Below are 18,077 nucleotides of genomic sequence, written 5' to 3'. Positions count from 1 at the left end.
CGTTGTGCCGATGGCGACGACCGGTCAGCGCGTGAAGGGATTGACGCCGGTGAGTTCGACGCTGGCCGCCCACAGGCGCGCCGCCAGCGCGGTGTCGGCCAGGACTCCCCGCACCGGTTCGGGTCGGGGCGCCCCACGGAGCCCGAACACCCGGGGACCCCACAGTTGTCCGCCCCAAACAGCGGGGTCGAGGACCGCTCGGGCGGCGGGCCAGGCGGCGATGTGCTTGCCCTGGAGGAGGATTCCGGCGGGCAGGGCACCAAGTCGTTGGCCCGTGGTGTGGACGTGGACCGGTGGGCGGGACGGGGTGAGCGAGTCCAGCGCGCCACCGGGGTGGTTCACCACGCTCGCGGCCGTGCTGCCCGCGGCCCGCAGGCGGCGGTCGATCTCGAAGCCGAACAGCATCTGCGCCAGCTTCGACCGGGCGTAGGCGTCCTTCGGTCGGTATCGCGGGTGACCTGGAGTTCGTCGAGGTCCAGTCGCCCCGATCTCGCCACGAAGCTGCCGGTGGTGACGACACGGCCGGCAGGGGCCGCCGACAGCAGGGGCGCCGGCCGGCCGACGAGCGCGAAGTGCCCGAGGTGGTTGGTGGCGAACATCAGTTCGTGGCTGTCCCGGGTTTCGCGCCGTGGCGGGTGGTCGAGCAGGACGCGGGCGTTGCACACGACCGCGTCGAGGCGATCCGGTTCCAGCGCGTCCACTGATGACCTGAGCGAGGCGAGGTCGGCCAGGTCCAGGGGGAGATAGCGCAGCCGGGCGCCGGGGAGCGGGAGCGGATCGCGGTCATGGCGGCGGTGGCTCTGGCGGCGTCGCGGCAGCCCAGGACGATGGTGGGGCCGGCGCTGGCGAGGTGTTCGGCCACGAAGTAGCCGATTCCCGCGTTGCCGCCGGTGACCAGGACGTTCTTGCCCTCGGCTGGTGGGAGTCGGTGGACGTCCCAGTGGTGCCAGGCTGAGTCGCGGACACCGGGACGGCGCGAGCGCAAGAAGGCTGTTACCCGCCGGGCCCTGACCGCCGCGGCCCGGCGGCTGTTCCTGGAGCGGGGGTTCGACGAGGTCACCGTCGCGGAGATCGCCGACGCCGCGGACACCGCTGTCTCCACGCTGTTCGCGCACTTCCCCGGCGGCAAGGAGGCACTGGTCCTCGGCGACGGCGCCGAACGCGAGCGGGCTCTGACCGCCGCGGTGCGGCAACGCCCGGAAGGGGTGTCCGTGCTCCAGGCCCTGCGGGACTTCCTCGCCACGCGAGGCCCCTTCGAGCCCGATCCCGCCCCGGTGGCGCGTCGGATCGCCGCGCTCGTGGTCGCCACACCGGCACTGCGGGCCCACGCCAGGACACTGTGGACCAGTTGCGAAACCTCGCTCGCCGGCGTCATCGCCGAGCAGACCGGTCGTGATGCCGACGACCTGTCGCTGCGCCTGCTCGCCCGCTACGTCCTGGAAATCCCGACATCGCCGGAACGGAACCGAACCCCACCGCCGCCCTGGACACCGCCTTCCGGATCTGTCCTCTGAGGACGTTCACCATCCTCATCTGGTCAGGATGACTGTCCACGCCAGCCACATCGCACCTTCCGCATGTCCCACGTCGAGGCTAATATTCCGGATATGGGAATCTGCGGACCATCTGGCCGCGCACCGCGCCACCCGGTGCCGGCAGATCACCAGGCCGCCGTTCGCCTCGTGACCATCCGCAGAGGCGGCCTGCCGTGCCCGCGCTGACGATCGAACCCGACGACCTCACCCGTCAGCCGGTGCGCGATCTGATCGCCGAACATCTCGCCGACATGCACGCGACCTCTCCCGCCGAGAGCGTGCATGCCCTGTCCCACACAGGATTGCGCGACGCCGAGGTGTCGTTCTGGACCGTGTGGGGCGACGGGACGTTGCTGGGCTGCGGTGCGCTCAAAGAGCTGTCTCCCGTCGAGGGTGAGATCAAGGCGATGCGCACCCGGCAGGAAGCGCGCGGCCGCGGTGTGGCCGCCCACATGCTCACGTTCCTGATCGACGAGTCCCGCAGACGCGGCTACCGCAGCGTCAGCCTGGAGACCGGAAGCCAGGACTTCTTCGCGCCGGCCCGCCGTCTCTACTCCCGGTACGGGTTCGTCACGTGCCCGCCGTTCGCCGACTACACACCGGACCCGAACAGCGTGTTCATGACACTCGACCTCACGGTCCCAACCTCCGCCCAGGTCTGACACTCGTTCTCTGTCCTCAGAGGACGGATTGGTGTGACCAGCGCTGTTCGGGACAGCGCGGCCGAGGGCCTCAGGCCACTCGGTTCCGCACGTAGACCAGGTAGTAGCCGGCCCGCTCGATGTCCTCCGAGACGTCGAAGTGCGTGAAGAACGCGACCGCGCCGACCTTGGTGCGCATGGCGATCTGCTGTCCGGAAGACAACTCGGGATACGGCTCGAACGGGACGTTCGCCTGACGCAGACCTTCGAGGAAGGTCTCCATGCCGACCGGTGCGGTCGGCTCCAGCGCGACCTCGTCCACTCTGCCGTCCGCCACGAACAGGGCCAGGTGGCCCCACCGGTAGGGGTAGCCCGACGCCGACGGGCCCAGCATCTTGATCGCGGGGTGGGGCACACCCGGTCCGAGCGCGTCCTCCGCCTCCGCCAACGGCATTCCGGGTCGCACCCTGCCGAGCCGACCAGTCGCCGCGAGTTCCCACAGCCGGTCCGTCACGTCCTCCATCGACGGGAACCAGAACGCAAGCTATTGAGTCGACGCGGCGGCAACAGTGAAAACTGCGCGGGAGATGCAGAAGCCGCGCTTCTGCGCGCGGACGTGTTGACACCCCTCAGCAGAATCTGGCACCCCTCGCCGACAAACGCGAACATGCTCCCCCGGTTTTTTCGCTTCGACCCCTCGCCTCGCGCCCGTTCCGAACGTTACAGCGCGGTTCACGGCTTGTACAGGGAGTTCCACGGGCGGCGGCGCGAGCTGTCGTGGTTCTTTCAGTCCCGGCCGCGTGGAAGGCAAATAAGAAGATGCGCTCGACGAGGAGGGCGTCCGCCGTCGCCGCAGGGGCGGCCGCGGCTGCCGTCGCTGTCGCCGACGTCGTGACCAGCGGCGGGCCTTCCTCAACCGCCATCCGGGTGGTAGCTGCCCAGCGCAGCACGACGTTGCCATCCGGCCGGCGTATGACCTCCGCGGGAATCGGCCGGACAGCCCGCATCGTCCATATGGTCCATCCGGCTGCGGCAGAAGACTGACTGGTTGCGCTCTCAACGAGGTGAGTTCTGTCTCTCGACCGGATGGCGAGTAGTGCTGCTCGTTATTGTTCGCACGGCGGTGGCGGCCACCACCGCCCAGTGAACTGGCAATGTGTCGGACGGGGTTTCGTTGCCGTTTTGTTGGATATCGATCTGACGCTTCCGGTCGCGGCACGCCCGTGGCACGGTTTCTTCCCCACACCTTTCATCGACCAGGTACTCCGACGAACCCGAGTAGAGGGGACACCCATGACGCGAACACGCTCGACCGCGGTGCGAGTCGCGGTCGCGCTCGCCGCGACGCTGGGAACCGGGTTGCTGGCTTCGACGCCAGCACAGGCGGTCAGCGGGGGGACGCCCGCGCCCGCGGGCGCCTACCAGTACGCGGCCAAGATCGAGTTTCCGGAGCGCGCCTGCTCCGGCGCTCTCGTCGACCCCGAGTGGGTGATCACGGCCAAGAGCTGCGTGCGCGACGTGGCTCCCGACGCCGGCAAGGTCATCGTGGGGCGGACCGACCTGGCCAGTGACACCGGCCAGGTCGTGAAGATCGCGAGCGCTGCCCTCCGCGAGGACCGCGACCTCGCGCTCGTCAAGCTCGCCACCCCGGTCTCCGGCGTCACGCCGATCGCGATCACCAGGACCGCGCCCCGGAGCGGGGAGACGCTCCAGGTCGCCGGGTTCGGTCGCACCGCGACGGAGTGGGTGCCCAACAAACTGCAGGTCGCGCCGTTCCAGGTCGCCAACGTCGGCGCCGTCTCCCTGGAGGCGTCCGCCGTGGCCCCCGCCCGCGCGAGCACGTGCAAGGGAGACGCCGGCGGCCCCGCGGTGCGCGAGGCCAACGGCGGGCACGAACTCGTCGCTGTCGGCCTGGGCTCCTGGCAGGGCGGCTGCCTCGGCGAGACCGAAACCCGGCAGGGCATCAGCGAGACCCGGGTGGACGGTCTGACGACCTGGCTGAACCAGGCCAAGGTCCAGGACATCAGGACCAGGGCCGAGCGCGGCGGCGTCAACCCCGCCCTGGTCGCCGCGGCGACGGCGGCGTTGGCCGGCACCGACGCCGACGTCGAGTACTTCCTCCGCGAGGGGCAGTACAAGGCGCTGCGCCAGTCGATCCGAGCCACCACGCCCTTCGTGGCCGGTTTCTACGTGCGTCACCGCTACGGGCAGGCCTTCCTCGTCGGCGGGGCCGACCTCGACGAGGGCACCAAGCTGGACGCGACCTGGAAGATCGTTCCCGGTCTGGCCGATCCGTCCTGCTTCTCCATCGAGGCGGTGAACTACCCGGGCAGCTACATGCGGCACCAGCACTTCCGCGTGCTCTCGGCCGGCAACGACGGCAGCGAGCTCTTCCGCAGGGACGCCACCTGGTGCGCTCGCAAGCCCCTGGCCGGCACGGGCGTCTCCTTCGAGTCGCTCAACATGCCCGGTCGCTACCTCCGGCACATCCACGGAGAGCTGTGGATCGCCAACAACACCGGCGAGTTCCCCTTCGACAACCCGTCGGCGTTCGCCGAGGACGCCACCTGGTCCATCGCTGACCCCCTGGTCCCCGAGCAGCGCTGACCCGCCCAGGTCAGGTAGCCGAGCGTCGGTCGGAACGGTGACGAGGCCCCGCCACAACGGCGGGGCCTCGTCGCCTGTGCGGAACGCGGTCCCGCCCCGGATCTCCGTTCCGGAAAGCCGGGACCTGTCACGACGCGGCGAGCGTCATCACGTGGGCCGTCGGGACAGCAGCACGTGGGACTTCGCCACCGCTTCGGGCAGCACCGGGTGGGCGGCGATCCCCCGTGGCAGAACCGCGGCCGAAAGGACTGTCCACTTCGGACTGTCCACAGCGCGGAAGTAGGACCGGTTCCCGCCTCAACGCCCTGTTGTGCGGGTTGCCCGCGTTGGCGGGGGATCGCTGAGTTCGCGGGAGTGGCGCGCCGCCTCGGAGGCTTCCTGCTCCGGTTCACGAGCACCTCGGGGTGGTGCCTCGTGAGCTCGACCTCACCGGTCGGGCGGAGTTGCTCGCCGCGCTGAACGCCTGGCTGAAGATCCATCAGATCACCCGAACAGGGGCGTGCGCGTCTGAGTGGTCGTCGATGTCGGCCGCCAGTGCCCCGGCCCTCCAGCACCGCTGTCAGCGCGGTCGCCGGAGCGCCGGGGCTTTCGCGTGGGAGGACGTGCCTCATCGGCTCTGGTCAGGGGTCCCCTGCGCGCCCCGCACCGCGGTGTCGTCGTGCGCCGCTCGGGTCTGCCTCGATCGGACTGCGGTCGCGCTAGTTCGGCGTAGGGCAACTAGGGTCTTGCGCGGATAAAGCGCGTCTGCAACTGTTTACCACGCCCGTCGAGGGCGCATGCGACTCACTGTGAAGGGTTCCCCATGCCACTCGCTCTCCTGGCCCTGGCGATCGGCGCGTTCGGCATCGGCACCACCGAGTTCGTGATCATGGGTCTGCTCCCGGAGGTCGCCACCGACCTGTCGGTGTCCATCCCCACGGCCGGCCTGCTGATCTCCGGTTACGCCCTCGGCGTGGCCATCGGCGCGCCGCCGCTCATCGCGGCGGCCACCCGGATGCGCCGCAAGCACGTGCTGATGGGGCTGATGGTGCTGTTCATCATCGGCAACGCGGTCTCCGCGCTGGCGCCCAACTACGCGATCCTGCTGGTCGGCCGGATCGTCGCCGCCCTGTGCCACGGCGCGTTCTTCGGCGTCGGCTCGGTGGTCGCCGCCACGCTGGTCGCGCCGCACAGGAGGGCCGGCGCCGTGGCGCTGATGTTCAGCGGTCTGACCGTCGCCACGATCATCGGCGTGCCCGCCGGCACCTGGCTGGGGCAGCAGTACGGCTGGCGCTCGGCCTTCTGGGCGGTCACCGCGCTCGGCGTGGCCGGGCTGCTCGCCGTCGCTGCCCTCGTGCCCAGCCAGCCGGTCGACCCCGAGGCGAGCCTGCGTCAGGAACTCGCGGCGTTCCGGCGGCCCCAGGTGTGGCTGGCGTTGGCCATGACCACGCTCGGCTTCAGCGGGCTGTTCGCCTCCTACAGCTACGTCAGCCCGATGATGACCGAGGTCACCGGCTACGGCGCCGGGGCCGTCACGTGGCTGCTGATCCTGTTCGGCGTCGGCTTCTTCACCGGCAACCTGCTGGGGGGCAAGGCCGCCGACCGCGCCCCGATGGCGACGATCCTGGTGCTGTTCACCGCGCTGACCGTGGTGCTGGGGACGTTCACGTTCACCTCCCACTACAAGATCCCGGCAGCCGTCTCGCTGTTCCTCCTCGGCGCCGTCGTCTTCGGCACCGTGCCACCGCTGCAGACCCGGGTCATGCAGGAGGCGCCGGGCGCGGGCACCCTCGCCTCCGCCGCCAACATCGCCGGGTTCAACCTCGGCAACGCGATCGGGGCCTGGGCCGGCGGCCTGGCCATCAGCAGCGGCCTGACCTACGACAACGTCAACTGGGTCGGCGCCCTGCTGAGCGCCAGCGGCCTGGTGCTCGCTGTCATCGCCGCCACCACCTCGCGTCGCGGCACCACCGCCGTCGCCAGTCAGGAGCCGGACACCGCCGACCGCGTCTCGACCCGCGTCTGAGAAGAACCACCCAGGAGCAGCCCGAGGTGCTCGCACGAACCCTCGCGGACCAGCCCTTCACGAGCTGTCGGACACCTGCAGTGCCGCCCCGACCCCCACCGGGGCGGCACCTCTCCATGTGCTGGTCGGCAGTCCACGACCAATCGGACACTGTGGACACACGAGTCGAAGAAGCTGTCGGGACGACCATCCCTTCAACTGCTCTGTCCATAGTGGACCACGCTCGGCCGCGGATCTCCGCCTCGCGGAGGAAACCGTGACTCTCGCCGCAACCAACGCGCACACGGAGCCCATTGCCCGGTCGGCCCCGCTTGTCGACCTACGATCTCCACCGTGTCGGAAAGCATGTGGTCACTTGGTGACTTTCGTTATGACGCGGGGATCGACCCACTATTCCCGAGGCCGTGTCGTCGGCCGAGGAGATGGTTATGGGCCAGCCTCTGGGCTGGCACCCTGGTAAGAATCACGAGTGAGAGCCGCCACGAAGCGGCTCTTCACGAAGTTCAGCAACAGCCGCCCCGTGAGTGGGCGGCTCTCGCTTTCTCGCTAAGGGAAATTTATGGCCGCCCTCTTCGGGGCGGTCACTCTCAGACGAGTAATAAGATCTAGATTGGTAACTTGGAGAATATCGGTATAAATACGCCTGCGCCGCTCACCCAGTAGGCGGCCGGCTGCAGAGAAAACAGGCGCGCGCCCTGGTAGGTACGCAGAGATAGCGAGTAGGCCCACCGGTACGCTACCTTCTGGCCTTCTCGGGCGCAGCGGCAGGTAGAAACCGGACTGGTCTCGCATATGTTTTTGATTACATTCCGCCTCCGCTTGTGATTAGCTGTGTCTCTGCACTCTGAACATGAGTGAGGACCCCCCAGGGGGATTGCCCCCTGGGGGCCTTCTAGATCGGACGGTGTAACGGCCAAGGGGACGTGTGCGGGTTTTAGGGCCGTTTTGGTGTCACGGCAGTAGAACCACGTTCCACTCCAGTTCGTCATCTGGAGACCAAGCCGCACACGTCGGCCGCTGTGTGGTTGATAGGTATTCGGTCAGGCCGGCTCGCACCACATCGAAGGGAACTTCGACCTCGTATGGCGCGGAGAAGGGGTGACCCGGGAAGTAGTACTGGCTCACTCCCTCTTCTGGTTGTTCTGCGCGGGTCCAGAATATTCCCTCGTCGTCAACGTACTGGAGGAAGCCCTGTCCGCTCTTGCCGATGCCGATCACCACCTGGTGTCGCGCGTTCCCCGCCGGTGCTGGGGTGAACCCCAGGGACAGCCCGACTTCGGCGACCTCGGCCTTGCCTGACAGCTCATCGAGCACCTTCATCAGGTCCTCGTGAGTAGTGATGAGGATGTTGGTGTGCTGGTCAAACGCGTGCAATGTCATTGACGTGAAGCTCCTCCGAGGTAGCTGATGCCGCGTGGGTGCCCATGCTCGTCGTAGTCCCACACAGTCAACCGCGAACCGGCCGGGAGGATGACGGGGAGCAGGTCTCCGCACCCGTAGCCGAAGGGAGGCCGGCCCCGGCAGGTCTGGTGGTTGATGACCACGGTGGCCTCCGCGATGCCGTCGCGGACCATCCGGGCGGCTATCTTGGTCTCCGTGTGGTCGACGGCCATTGGCGTGCGCTTTACGCCCCGGTCGGCCAGCAGCTTCGCCGCGTACCTCGCGTCGTCATCCCGGCCACTCACCATCGGCCGCGTGGTGCCATCGGAAGTGATCCACCGTCCGTGTGTTTTGGCTCCAGCGCCGTAGGTGACGCGGGGCGGTAGTTCGTCCCATAACTGACGGGCCTCCGCAAGGCCGATCCGATGATCTGAGAACCGTTGTGGTGGCGATGAATCAGCCGGAGGCAAAGACGATGCCCCGGGTTGCCCGCTACCGAAACCCTCCGCCCTGCATCACCTGTTGAACACGCGCCATGTCCTGGTCTAAGCGGTCTGACATCTGCACACAGGTGCGTAGCGCTGACTCAAATCCAGAGCGCGCCTCAGAAAGTTCAGCGGCGTAGGCGTCCGCGACCCCAGCCTGAGCAAGCTGACCGGCGATGGCGTCAAGTGTGTTCAGGCCCTCCTGTGCGTATCCGGCGGGAAGGGCGTTCTTGGCCTCCGACATGCGCTGTAGAGCTTCCTGCATGTTGCTCATACCGTTCTCCATGATGTGTGTTGACGTTTGTTCTCACGGCACTACCCGCCAGGGCGGCGTTCCTGGCGGGTAGATGGGTTCGCCGAATGGTTCGACGGTCCGCATTTTTGGATCGTGAACTATCTGGGGGCGATGAATGGGCAGGTGCACCGTGTTGGAGCCGGGCGGGTAATCGGCGTGTTCTGGTGGCAGAGCATGGCCTGTCGAGTGCGTAGCAGTTCTGACGCGACTGGCTGTGGCAGATCGACAACGTCGCCCACGTGGCCCCAGGCGTAGTTTCCGTCTGTGGAGTACCCGAAGGCGAGAATCGAACGAAGGCGCACGCGGATGGTCAGATTCGTTTGCTCCGCGCACCCGGCTTCGGCTCCAACCTGAGGGTTACGCGACGTGCCCACATTCCCCTCATTCGCTGTTGGTCCCGCTTCCATTTCCACTCGCGCCACCAACTCGTCAAGGTGCTTTTCGGTGTCGCACATTCAGGCTCTTCCATCCTTGCGCCTCCGATATATGCAGCGGCGGGGAACCAGTGCCTCCCAGATTCCCCGCCGCCGATCTCGTGGCCCCAGGACTCGATATTGTGTTTGGACCCGCCACAACAGGAGACACGTGTGGCCCGAGCTTGGGCGCGGGCGGGACACCCGGACCTCGGGGTCGGGGAGGAGCGTCCAGCCGATGAGAGGGCCGTGAGGAAGAAAGCGACCCTCCCTCTCGTCTTCGCTGCCCTTTCGTCCAGGTGGCCCGCCCGCTGTTAACGACCCTCCCGCTTGGAAGGGCTTGCGACCACGGAGGGCACCAGCAGGTGAAGGGGAGGACAGCGGGAGGCCGTGCCTGCCACCTTGCGTAGTCGACCTGTTGCTGATAGTGGCAGAATGGCCGACCACGTGGCAGGAGGCATGGAGATGCGCGAGGCGAACAACGAGCTGACTCGTGCCCGCGAAGGCGTCACATCTGCCACAACTGGCCTGCCGCTCGCACGTCAGGAACTCGCCGAGTTGGTCAACTCCTGGCTGTACCAGCACCGTGGGCGCGTAGCCGAGTTGGATGAGAACTACATCGGCAAGCTGGAAAGAGGGGTCATCCGCTGGCCTCAAGATGACTACCGGGCCGCTCTGCGCGCCGTCCTGGGCGCTACTGACCGCAGCCTCGGCTTCTACCCTCCCCGCCGGAAGCCACCTACCGTGGCAGACGTGAACCGGAATCAGTTCCTGCGGGTCGCGGCCCTGGGGGTTGGTATGGCCGCCGCTCCCGACTCGCTCAGGTCCTTAGTCGGTTCGGCCCAGCCGACCCCGGTCCCCTCCTCCGCGGGCAGGCGGGAGATTGACGAGGTTCGCACCATCGCGCGGGCGGTCGCAGGATGGGATGCCGTCTACGGCGGTGGGCTCGCTCGGCAAGCCATTGCCGCCCAGCTTGAGTACTCGGTAGAGCTGCTGCACGCACGGTGCGCGATGTCCTTGCGGCCCGAGCTTTTCGCGGCCGTGGGGTACCTCGCTCACACGGCGGCGTTCAGCGCGTTCGATGCCTACGCGCACGACGACGCGCGACGGTGGTTCAGGCTCGCGCTGACGTGTGCCGAGGAGGCGCAGGAGTGGCACCTTCGGGCCAAGGTCCTCTCGTCGATGGCCCGCCAGGAGATCTGGTGTGGCAACTGGGACGCGGGACTCACTCTGCACGATCTTGCGCTCGTTCGAGCGGATCGGCTGACACCGACTGAGCGAGCCATGCTCCACACGGGCCGGGCGCGAGCGCTCGCCAAGCTCGGTCGCGTTCAGGAGACGCTGAGGGCCGTTGGCGCGGCTGATGAGGAGTTCACGGGTCGGTTGCCGACCAATGCCGCCGTGGATGCAGTACTACGACGCCGCGCAACACTCAGGCGACACCGGGCACGCCCTGTGGGACCTCGGAGTACACGGGCACTTCGTGCCGGAAGCGCGTGGGCGTCTCGCCACCGCTGTGGTGAGCCACGGCGTCGCCTACCGTCGATCCCGAGCCATCAGCCAGACGAAACTTGCCTCGCTCGTGATGGTCGCGGGCGATCCGGTCGAAGCAGCGAGCATCGGCATGGCTGCCCTGGACGCCGCAGGCACGATTCGGTCGCGGCGCGCTGCGGATGACCTCTTGGCGTTGCGGGACTTCGCGACGCGTCATCGGCGCACGGTGGAGGTCGAGGAGCTGCGCCACCGCATCCGGACCGTGGTCAGCGCCTGATGGAACGTACGACCGAGGCGCCGTCGCTACTGAGAGAAGCGGCGGCGAAGGCTGGCTTGCGCGCGGCTGGCGCGGAGTTGATACGGCTGGGAGAGAACGCGCTGTACCGGCTTCCTGGCGGTGTGGTCGCACGGATCTCGCGGGCTGGTCAGCAAGCGGCGGCGGCGAAAGAAGTACTCGTATCCCGCTGGCTCGAACGCGCGGGCGTCGATGCTGCGCGGGTGCTGTCCGATGTTGAGCAACCCATAGAGGTTGATGGCCGGGCCGTAACGTTCTGGCACGAGCTCCCACCGCACGTGAGAGGCACGACGCGAGACGTAGCGCGTGTTCTCCGCCACTTTCACGCGCTACCGCCCCCGGACTTCGAGCTTCCCCCGTTGTCGCCATTCGTTCGCCTGCCAGAGCGGATCGAGCGCGCAGACTTCCTCACGTCTGATGATCGAGCGTGGATGTGTGAGCGCCTGGCTGAGCTGCGACACCGGTACGTCGAACTTCCGCCGGGCCGGCCGAGCAGCGTTGTGCACGGTGACGCGTGGGTCGGGAACGTAGCGGTCACCGAGGAGGGGCGCGCCGTGCTGCACGACTTCGAGCGCTGTTCCCTCGGGCCGCCAGAGTGGGACTCGATCCACAGTGCGATCAAGCACAGTTCGTTCGGGTGGGAGCCTCCGGACGAGTATGCGGAGTTCGTCTCGGTCTACGGCCACGACGTCACTGAATGGGAAGGCTTCGCGACGCTCCGGGACATTCGCGAGTTCCGCATGACGTGCATGGCTGTCCAGATCGCGACAGAGGACCCGCGTGCGCGTGACCAAGCGTTCCACCGCCTCGCCTGCATCCGAGGAGAGCGGGGAACCCGCCCGTGGTCGGGGTGGCGTGGTGTGCCCTTCTAGGCCCATGGACTGCCCGCAAAGAAGCCCAGTTCCTTCCCCTGCGGCCCTGTGGCCAAGCTGGGCAGTTGGCCGCTCTGAGAGTCAGCACTGAGTCAGCACGTGGCCGGGAAGACGCGGGAACCCCCTCGGACACAGGGGAAATGTCCAAGGGGGTCCCAACGTCCCTAGCAGCACGGTTGCTGTATCTGACCTGGTGCTGTATGAAGCCCCTTGTGTCTACACAGACGAAGTGGTAGTTCTCCACCGAGACTGACGTGCACATGATGTTGATCAACTGTGCGGGCATGCCAACGCCTCTCTTGGCCCACCTCGTTTCTCCTCACCCTCCTTCCTGCTCGCTCGGTCTTGCCGCTGAGCTTCTGCCCCCAGCGTTCGGTGGTGCCGCTGCCATTGGGGCGTGGAGGACGAGCGCGCCGGTCGGCGGGTTCCTCGGTCAGGAGCCGGTTCGGGGGATGATCAGGATCTGTCGGGTGGTTCCTTCGAGGCGGAGCGTTCTCGCGTCGTGGGGGACAAGCCGCAGCGGTGCGAAGTCCGCGACGGCGTCCGCGGCGCCTTCCTCGGTCAGGTCGGGGGCGCCGATGCCCACGCAGGTGGTGCCCGCCGCGACCGCGGACTGGACGCCGCTGACCGAGTCCTCGAAGACCAACGTGTTCGCCGGGTCGACGTCGAGCAGGCGGCAGCCGGCGAGGTAGGGGGCCGGGTGCGGTTTGCCCTGCTGGACGTCGTCCCGGCTGACGACCACGGTGAAGACGTCCTGGACGTCGAGCGACTTGAGCACGTGCTCGATCTTGGTGGTCCAACTGCTGGTGACCAGGCCCACGGTGACGCCGTGGGTGTGGAGGTCGCGGAGGAAGGACTGGACGTGCGGGATCGCCTGGTAGCTCGCGGTCTCCTCGATGCGGTCGACCTCCGCCCAGATCTTCCTGCGCACCTCGGGCGTGTGGCGGGGAAAGAGGGCGGCGACGGTGTGGCTGCCCTGTCGGCCGTGGACGTGCTCCTCGACCTCCTCGGTGGTGAGGTCCCGGCCCGAGTGGCGGCGCACGACCTCGCGCCAGGCGCTCTCGATGACGAGCCGGGAGTCGACCACGACACCATCCATGTCGAACAGAACTGCCCGCACTGCCAAGGGCTTTGTGGTGTTCACGTCTGGTCCCTTCCCGTCAGTCCTTGCTTTCGTGAGCACGCTACCCGACCTTGAGTTGGCGGGAACCGCCTCGCGGCGGGCGGAGTTCGTGGCCGTGGAGGGTTCGAAACCCTTGCCCACGTCGAAGAAGCGGCCGGACGTCGGCCGAGGTGGCGGGACGGCGAGTGGTCGAACGACCGTCGCGCAACGTGTGCAGCGCGTCCTGCGGCGACCCCACGATGAGTTCCTCGCGTTCACGGCGGAAAAGCGGTGCTGGCCTTCCCGGCGCTTTTTCGCCTCTCCCGGGGTTCTTTCCGGCTTCGCGGGGCGCCTGCGGAGATATTGGCTGGTGAGCGCGTTCGGCGTGCTCTTACGATCCCGTGGCGTCGTCGGGAGGAACGGAACCATGTGGGTGCGCTATCCGCGGACATCGCACCTGCCGTGGTCGCCGGGTGCGACGGCGGACGACGTCCGGCTGGCCGACCTCGGCGGGCTGGCGGGGCGCGAGGTCGTGGTGACCGAGAAGCTCGACGGCGAGAACACCACGCTCTACCGCGACGGGCTGCACGCGCGGTCGCTCGACTCGGCGCACCACCCGTCGCGGGCGTGGGTGAAGGCGTTGCACGGCGCCGTGGCGGCGGGGATTCCGCCGGGTTGGCGCGTGTGCGGGGAGAACCTGTACGCCCGGCACTCGATCGAGTACCGCGACCTGGAGAGCTGGTTCTCCGCCTTCTCGGTGTGGGCCGGGGACCGGTGCCTGGGTTGGGACGAGACCGTGCGGTTCGCCCGGCGGCTCGGTGTTCCGGTGCCCCGGGTGCTGTGGCGGGGTGTGTTCGACGAACGCGCCCTGCGCGCGTTGTGGCTCGACCTCCAGCGCCAGGAGGGGTACGTGGTGCGCACGGTCGACGGGTTCGACCGGGCCGAGTTCGCGCAGCGCGTGGCCAAGTGGGTGCGTCGCGATCACGTGCGCACGGACGAGCACTGGATGCTCGGACCGGTGGTGCCCAATGGCCGGGGAGCGGCCGGGGCGCTGTGGGACGTGCGGGCGGGACTGCCGGTGAATGCGCGGGAGGTGTTGGCCGCAGTCGGATTCACCGACGGCGCGGACGAGGTGTTGGCGCGGCTCGACCTGCTGGACAGGACAGGCGACGCCCGATTGGCCGGGGTCCTCGCCGCTCTGCTGCACGGTGTGCCGAGGCCGCGCGTGTTGGCTCGGTTGAGCGGAACGGTGGGCATGCCCCTGGCGCGACGGGTCGCCGACCTCGTCGGGCTGCACACCGTGCTGCACCGGGCGTTTCCCGACGTTGAGCGCCGCGCCGGTCTGGTGCGGTTGAGCGCGGCGGCCGACCTGGGCGTGCTGCACGCGGTGGCGGCAGCGGCGGCGACCGATGCCGAGGCGCGGGACCAGGTCTCCTGGTCCGCGCTGCACGCCGAGGAGGCCGGGTTGCTGGGCGAGGAACCGTTGGGGCACTTGCGATCCGGACTTCGTGAGGCGTTGCGGGGCCACGATGTCGATGTGGCGGACCGGTGTTGGGCGCAGGCACGGGAGGCGTTCGCCGCCGGCCGGCTGGCCACGCCGGAGGAGGCCGTCGCGCTGACGTGGCGGTGGCGCGCGGGGAACTTCCCCCGGCTGGTCGCGATGTCCGGCCCGGCGGGCGCCGGCAAGAGCACGTTCGTCCGAACCCTCAGGGGTGTCGAGGTGGTCTCGCTGGACGACCTGCGCGAGGCCCGGGGCTCACGGGCGGACCAGCGGGCGAACGGCGACGTGTTGCGGGCCGGGCTGCGGCGGCTCGACGCGGCACTGGCGCGCGGGGGAACGGTGGTGTGGGACGCCACGTCGTTGAACCGGCACCAGCGCCAGGTGGTGCGGGACGTGGCGGACCGGCGCGACGTGCTCGTCACGCACGCGGTGATGGTCGTGGACGAGGAAGAAGTGTTGCGGCGCAACGCCGAACGCGAACACAGGGTGCCGCCGGAGGTCGTCGCCGCGCAACTGGCGCGGTTCGTGCCGCCGTACCCCGGCGAGGCGCACCGGACCTGGTACGTCGGTCCCGACGGGGGCGTCGCCGACGTGGCCGGGTCGTTGGACGAGGAGGCGTGATGCGCACCAGTGAGCAGATCTACCACCGGGTGCGCTGGGACTCCCGGTTCGACCCGGCCCGGTTCGTGTTCGGGATCGCCGTGCGTGGGGCGGAGCCGAAGCGGGTGCCGCTGCCGTCGTTCGTCCCGGGCGGCGACGTGCCGTGGCACCGGGTGTTGTTCGTGGAGGCGGACGGCGAGCTGGTCTGGGACCGGGCGACGGGTGTGGACCGGATCGACTCCTCGGAAGCCGGGCGGGCGCGGGCGCCGCGTCGGCTGCGCGCCCCGTTCTTCACGGAGTCGCAACACTTCTCGTGGGACGGCACAGGTTGGGGTCCGGGCGGTTCCGGTGGGGTCGCCCCGCAGCGCCTGCGGGTGCTGACGTGGAACACCTTGTGGGACCGGTATGACCGCGACCGGATCGACACCGCCAGCCGCCGCCCGCTGCTCCTGGCGGACCTGGCGCGCGCCGACGCGGACGTGATCGCGTTGCAGGAGGTCGAACGCGATCTGCTGGCGATGCTGCTGGCCGAGCCGTGGGTGCGGGAGCGCTACGCGGTCGACGCCCACCCGTCCGGGCGTGAGGTGGACGACTGCGGTCTGCTGCTGCTCAGCCGAGTTCCCGTGCTGGAGGCGGGTCGACACGCGTTCGGGCCGCACAAGGCGGTCACCGCGTTGGTGGTGGAGACCGCGACCGGGCCGGTGATGGTGTCGTGCACGCACCTGACCAGCGACCACACCGAACGCGGGGCGCGCCGATCGGCTGAGCTGGCCGACCTCGCCGAAGGACTGTCCGATGTGGACTGTCCACTGGTCCTGCTCGGCGACTTCAACGACGGCACCGACCTGCCCGGCCGGACGCTCGGCGTGCGGGACGCCTGGACGGAGGTTCACGGCCCGGCGGACGACACGCCGACGTTCGACCCCAGGACGAACCCGCTGGCGGCGATCTCGTCGCTGTCCGGCCAGGCCGCGCGGCTGGACCGGGTGTTCCTGCGCGGCAACGAATTGCGACCGCAGCGGGCGGTGCTGCGTGGCACGTCGGCGCTCGTGTCGGACCACTACGGCGTGGAGGTCGACGTCGAGCTGCGGGAGGCGACGTCGGGCACGGTGCTCGACGTGCCGCCAACCAGCCGCACCGCCGTGGCGTGGTTGCCCCCGACGGAGGTCACCGACGCGGTCGACGGAGTCCGGCGACGGCACGACCCGGCGTTCGACCGGTGGCCCGCGCACGTCAACCTGCTGTTCGGGTTCGTGCCGGAGGCGGAGTTCGACCGCGCGGTCGCGCTGCTGGCGGAGGAGGCCACCGGGCTCCGCCCGTTCACCGCGCGGTTGGACGGGGTGCGGTCGTTCGACCACGGCACCGTGTGGCTCGACCCGGCGGCGGATGGCCCCGAGCCGTGGGCGGCGTTGCGAAACGCGCTGGCGCGGCGGTTCCCGGGCTGCCAGGACCGAGGCCGGAGCTTCACACCGCACCTCACGGTGGGCCGCGCCGTCGACCCCGGCAGGTTGGGCCCCTTCGCCGCCGAGGTCGGTGAGGTGGTGGTGTTGTCGCGTCGGGGAGACGAGCCGATGCGTCCGCGCGCCACGATCGCTCTGGGCAGCGGGGAGGTGCGGTGGCACGCGTCGCCGGGCACGGAGCCGCGTGCTGCCGAGGACGCCGCCGAGAACGTCGCTGAGGTGGTCGAGCTGGTGTCGTCGGCTTTTCCTGACGGTGTCGTGCACGTCGTGGGCTCGCGGCGGATGGGGTGCGCGCTGGCGGGCGCGGACCTGGACCTCGTCGCCGTGGTGCCGGGCGAGGTCGAACTGGACCGAGTCGTGGTGCCGGGGGCGACAGGAGTGCGTCCCGTGGTAGGCGCGCGCGTGCCCGGATTGCGCCTGCGGGTCGGCGAAGTGAACGTCGACCTCGCCGTGGTCGGCAGCGCGGTCGATCCGACCGAGGCCGTGAGCCGGCGCGCGGAGTTGGAGCCCACGGCTGCGGTGGCGTTGAGCGCCGTGAGCGACGCCGAGGCAATCCTGACGTTCGTGGGCGCTCGGCGGGAGGCGTTCACGTGGTTGGCGTCGCGGGTCAAGGCGTGGGCTCGCGCGAGGGGGCTGGACGCCGCGCCACACGGAGGTTTGCCGGGTCTGGCGTGGGCGGTGCTGGCGGCGTTGACGGTCGTGGATGCGCCCCGGCTGGCCGGGCGCGATCTGCTGGCCCACTTCTTCGGCACGTGGGCGGCGTGGGACTGGCGCGACCAGGTCACTCTTTCGTCCACTGTGGACGCTCCGGCGGCGGTGTCGGTCGTGACGCCGTCCGCACCCTTCCGGCTGTGCACCGAGCAGGTCGGCGAGGGCATGCGGGACCTGGTGACGCAGGAGCTGTACGACGCCTGGGAAGTCGTCCAGTACGACGGCGATCCCTGGGCGGCATCCCCACCGCTGCACCGCCGACACGCCGCCTGGGCCGTGGTGGAGGTGCGGGGCGACGACCTCGACGCGATCACGGGGCGGGTGCGCGGCCGGATGCGCGCGCTGCTCACGGCATTGGAAGCCGCCGGAGTGCGCGACGCGCACGCGTGGCCCCGCCCGGCCGTGACCGGTGACGGCTTCGCGCGCTACGCGATCGGCCTCGGTCGGACACCGCCTGACCAGGCACGGCTGCGCGAGCTCGTGCGCGGCTGGGCCACCGGCCTGCCCGGGGTGACCGTCGAGTGGGTGGACGGCGGCGCGGTGCCGACCCTCCGGTGAGACCGCCGGGCCCGCATCTCAGCGCCACCAACACCGCGTCGAGTCACTGTCGCGAACCATCCACGGAATCGAATGCAGGGTCCACAGTGGACGATCTGGGGGCGGCGCGGCGTTTGCCCTGGG

General features: G+C 69.2%; 13 protein-coding genes and 1 pseudogene. 8 read left to right on the top strand and 6 right to left on the bottom strand.

Annotation, left to right across the window (positions count from 1 at the left end):
• Positions 1-24: 24 nt before the first annotated feature.
• Positions 25-898: pseudogene (locus tag BUE43_RS22215) on the bottom strand (SDR family NAD(P)-dependent oxidoreductase).
• Between BUE43_RS22215 and BUE43_RS22210 the strand changes: the two are divergent.
• Positions 891-1,514 (top strand): TetR/AcrR family transcriptional regulator, encoded by a 624-nt coding sequence (locus tag BUE43_RS22210; protein ID WP_234995851.1) that lies wholly within the window; start codon positions 891-893, stop codon positions 1,512-1,514. The pseudogene BUE43_RS22215 and the gene BUE43_RS22210 sit on opposite strands and share 8 nt — an antisense overlap.
• Positions 1,515-1,708: 194 nt before the next feature.
• The gene (locus BUE43_RS22205; RefSeq protein WP_234995850.1) at positions 1,709-2,197 is read left to right on the top strand and encodes a GNAT family N-acetyltransferase; all 489 of its coding nucleotides are present in this window, start codon (positions 1,709-1,711) and stop codon (positions 2,195-2,197) included.
• A gap of 70 nt (positions 2,198-2,267) precedes the next feature.
• On the opposite strand, the gene BUE43_RS22200 is transcribed toward BUE43_RS22205, so the two are convergent.
• Complete coding sequence (locus BUE43_RS22200) at positions 2,268-2,699, bottom strand: hypothetical protein (RefSeq protein ID WP_073486395.1); 432 nt, start codon at positions 2,697-2,699, stop codon at positions 2,268-2,270.
• A 770-nt stretch (positions 2,700-3,469) separates the two neighbouring features.
• Between BUE43_RS22200 and BUE43_RS22195 the strand changes: the two genes are divergently transcribed.
• Entirely contained in the window at positions 3,470-4,783 is a 1,314-nt protein-coding gene (locus BUE43_RS22195; protein ID WP_073486393.1) for an AbfB domain-containing protein, read from the top strand.
• A gap of 802 nt (positions 4,784-5,585) precedes the next feature.
• Entirely contained in the window at positions 5,586-6,788 is a 1,203-nt protein-coding gene (locus BUE43_RS22190) for an MFS transporter (RefSeq protein WP_073486390.1), read from the top strand.
• A 951-nt stretch (positions 6,789-7,739) separates the two neighbouring features.
• On the opposite strand, the gene BUE43_RS22185 is transcribed toward BUE43_RS22190, so the two are convergent.
• Genes BUE43_RS22185 through BUE43_RS22175 form a run of 3 tightly spaced genes read right to left on the bottom strand, consistent with a single transcriptional unit; the run spans position 7,740 to position 8,927 of the window.
• The gene (locus BUE43_RS22185; protein WP_073486388.1) at positions 7,740-8,168 is read right to left on the bottom strand and encodes an Imm1 family immunity protein; all 429 of its coding nucleotides are present in this window, start codon (positions 8,166-8,168) and stop codon (positions 7,740-7,742) included.
• Positions 8,165-8,638 (bottom strand): DddA-like double-stranded DNA deaminase toxin, encoded by a 474-nt coding sequence (locus tag BUE43_RS22180; protein ID WP_073486386.1) that lies wholly within the window; start codon positions 8,636-8,638, stop codon positions 8,165-8,167. Before BUE43_RS22180 ends, BUE43_RS22185 begins: the two co-directional genes overlap by 4 nt.
• Before the next feature lie 22 nt (positions 8,639-8,660).
• On the bottom strand, positions 8,661-8,927 hold the full coding sequence (locus BUE43_RS22175) for a hypothetical protein (protein WP_073486384.1): 267 nt from the start codon (positions 8,925-8,927) through the stop codon (positions 8,661-8,663).
• A 1,839-nt stretch (positions 8,928-10,766) separates the two neighbouring features.
• On the opposite strand from BUE43_RS22175, the gene BUE43_RS35295 reads away from it, so the two are divergent.
• Both BUE43_RS35295 and BUE43_RS22165 read left to right on the top strand, forming a co-directional pair.
• Positions 10,767-11,132, top strand: a complete 366-nt coding sequence (locus BUE43_RS35295) for a hypothetical protein (protein WP_234995848.1) — start codon at positions 10,767-10,769, stop codon at positions 11,130-11,132.
• On the top strand, positions 11,132-12,022 hold the full coding sequence (locus tag BUE43_RS22165; RefSeq protein ID WP_073486382.1) for an aminoglycoside phosphotransferase family protein: 891 nt from the start codon (positions 11,132-11,134) through the stop codon (positions 12,020-12,022). The genes BUE43_RS35295 and BUE43_RS22165 overlap by 1 nt, the downstream gene beginning before the upstream one ends.
• A gap of 433 nt (positions 12,023-12,455) precedes the next feature.
• On the opposite strand, the gene BUE43_RS35650 is transcribed toward BUE43_RS22165, so the two are convergent.
• Positions 12,456-13,553, bottom strand: a complete 1,098-nt coding sequence (locus BUE43_RS35650) for an HAD family hydrolase (protein WP_083960019.1) — start codon at positions 13,551-13,553, stop codon at positions 12,456-12,458.
• Between BUE43_RS35650 and BUE43_RS22155 the strand changes: the two genes are divergently transcribed.
• On the top strand, positions 13,552-15,246 hold the full coding sequence (locus BUE43_RS22155) for an RNA ligase family protein (RefSeq protein WP_073486378.1): 1,695 nt from the start codon (positions 13,552-13,554) through the stop codon (positions 15,244-15,246). The genes BUE43_RS35650 and BUE43_RS22155 overlap by 2 nt on opposite strands.
• Positions 15,246-17,954 carry a poly(A) polymerase gene (locus BUE43_RS22150; RefSeq protein WP_073486376.1) on the top strand — a complete coding sequence of 903 codons (2,709 nt, stop codon included), beginning with the start codon at positions 15,246-15,248 and terminating at the stop codon, positions 17,952-17,954. Before BUE43_RS22155 ends, BUE43_RS22150 begins: the two co-directional genes overlap by 1 nt.
• Positions 17,955-18,077 lie beyond the last annotated feature (123 nt).

The organism is Streptoalloteichus hindustanus, from assembly GCF_900129375.1.
Classification (GTDB): Bacteria; Actinomycetota; Actinomycetes; order Mycobacteriales; family Pseudonocardiaceae; genus Streptoalloteichus; species Streptoalloteichus hindustanus.
This window is presented reverse-complemented; position numbering and strand designations above follow the sequence as displayed.

Coding starts and splice junctions, on each gene's coding strand:
- BUE43_RS22165 (WP_073486382.1), top strand. CDS start 11,132: ATGGAACGTACGACCGAGGCGCCGTCGCTACTGAGAGAAGCGGCGGCG.
- BUE43_RS22190 (WP_073486390.1), top strand. CDS start 5,586: ATGCCACTCGCTCTCCTGGCCCTGGCGATCGGCGCGTTCGGCATCGGC.
- BUE43_RS22195 (WP_073486393.1), top strand. CDS start 3,470: ATGACGCGAACACGCTCGACCGCGGTGCGAGTCGCGGTCGCGCTCGCC.
- BUE43_RS22150 (WP_073486376.1), top strand. CDS start 15,246: ATGCGCACCAGTGAGCAGATCTACCACCGGGTGCGCTGGGACTCCCGG.
- BUE43_RS35650 (WP_083960019.1), bottom strand. CDS start 13,553: ATGGTTCCGTTCCTCCCGACGACGCCACGGGATCGTAAGAGCACGCCG.
- BUE43_RS35295 (WP_234995848.1), top strand. CDS start 10,767: ATGCAGTACTACGACGCCGCGCAACACTCAGGCGACACCGGGCACGCC.
- BUE43_RS22200 (WP_073486395.1), bottom strand. CDS start 2,699: ATGGAGGACGTGACGGACCGGCTGTGGGAACTCGCGGCGACTGGTCGG.
- BUE43_RS22185 (WP_073486388.1), bottom strand. CDS start 8,168: ATGACATTGCACGCGTTTGACCAGCACACCAACATCCTCATCACTACT.
- BUE43_RS22175 (WP_073486384.1), bottom strand. CDS start 8,927: ATGAGCAACATGCAGGAAGCTCTACAGCGCATGTCGGAGGCCAAGAAC.
- BUE43_RS22155 (WP_073486378.1), top strand. CDS start 13,552: ATGTGGGTGCGCTATCCGCGGACATCGCACCTGCCGTGGTCGCCGGGT.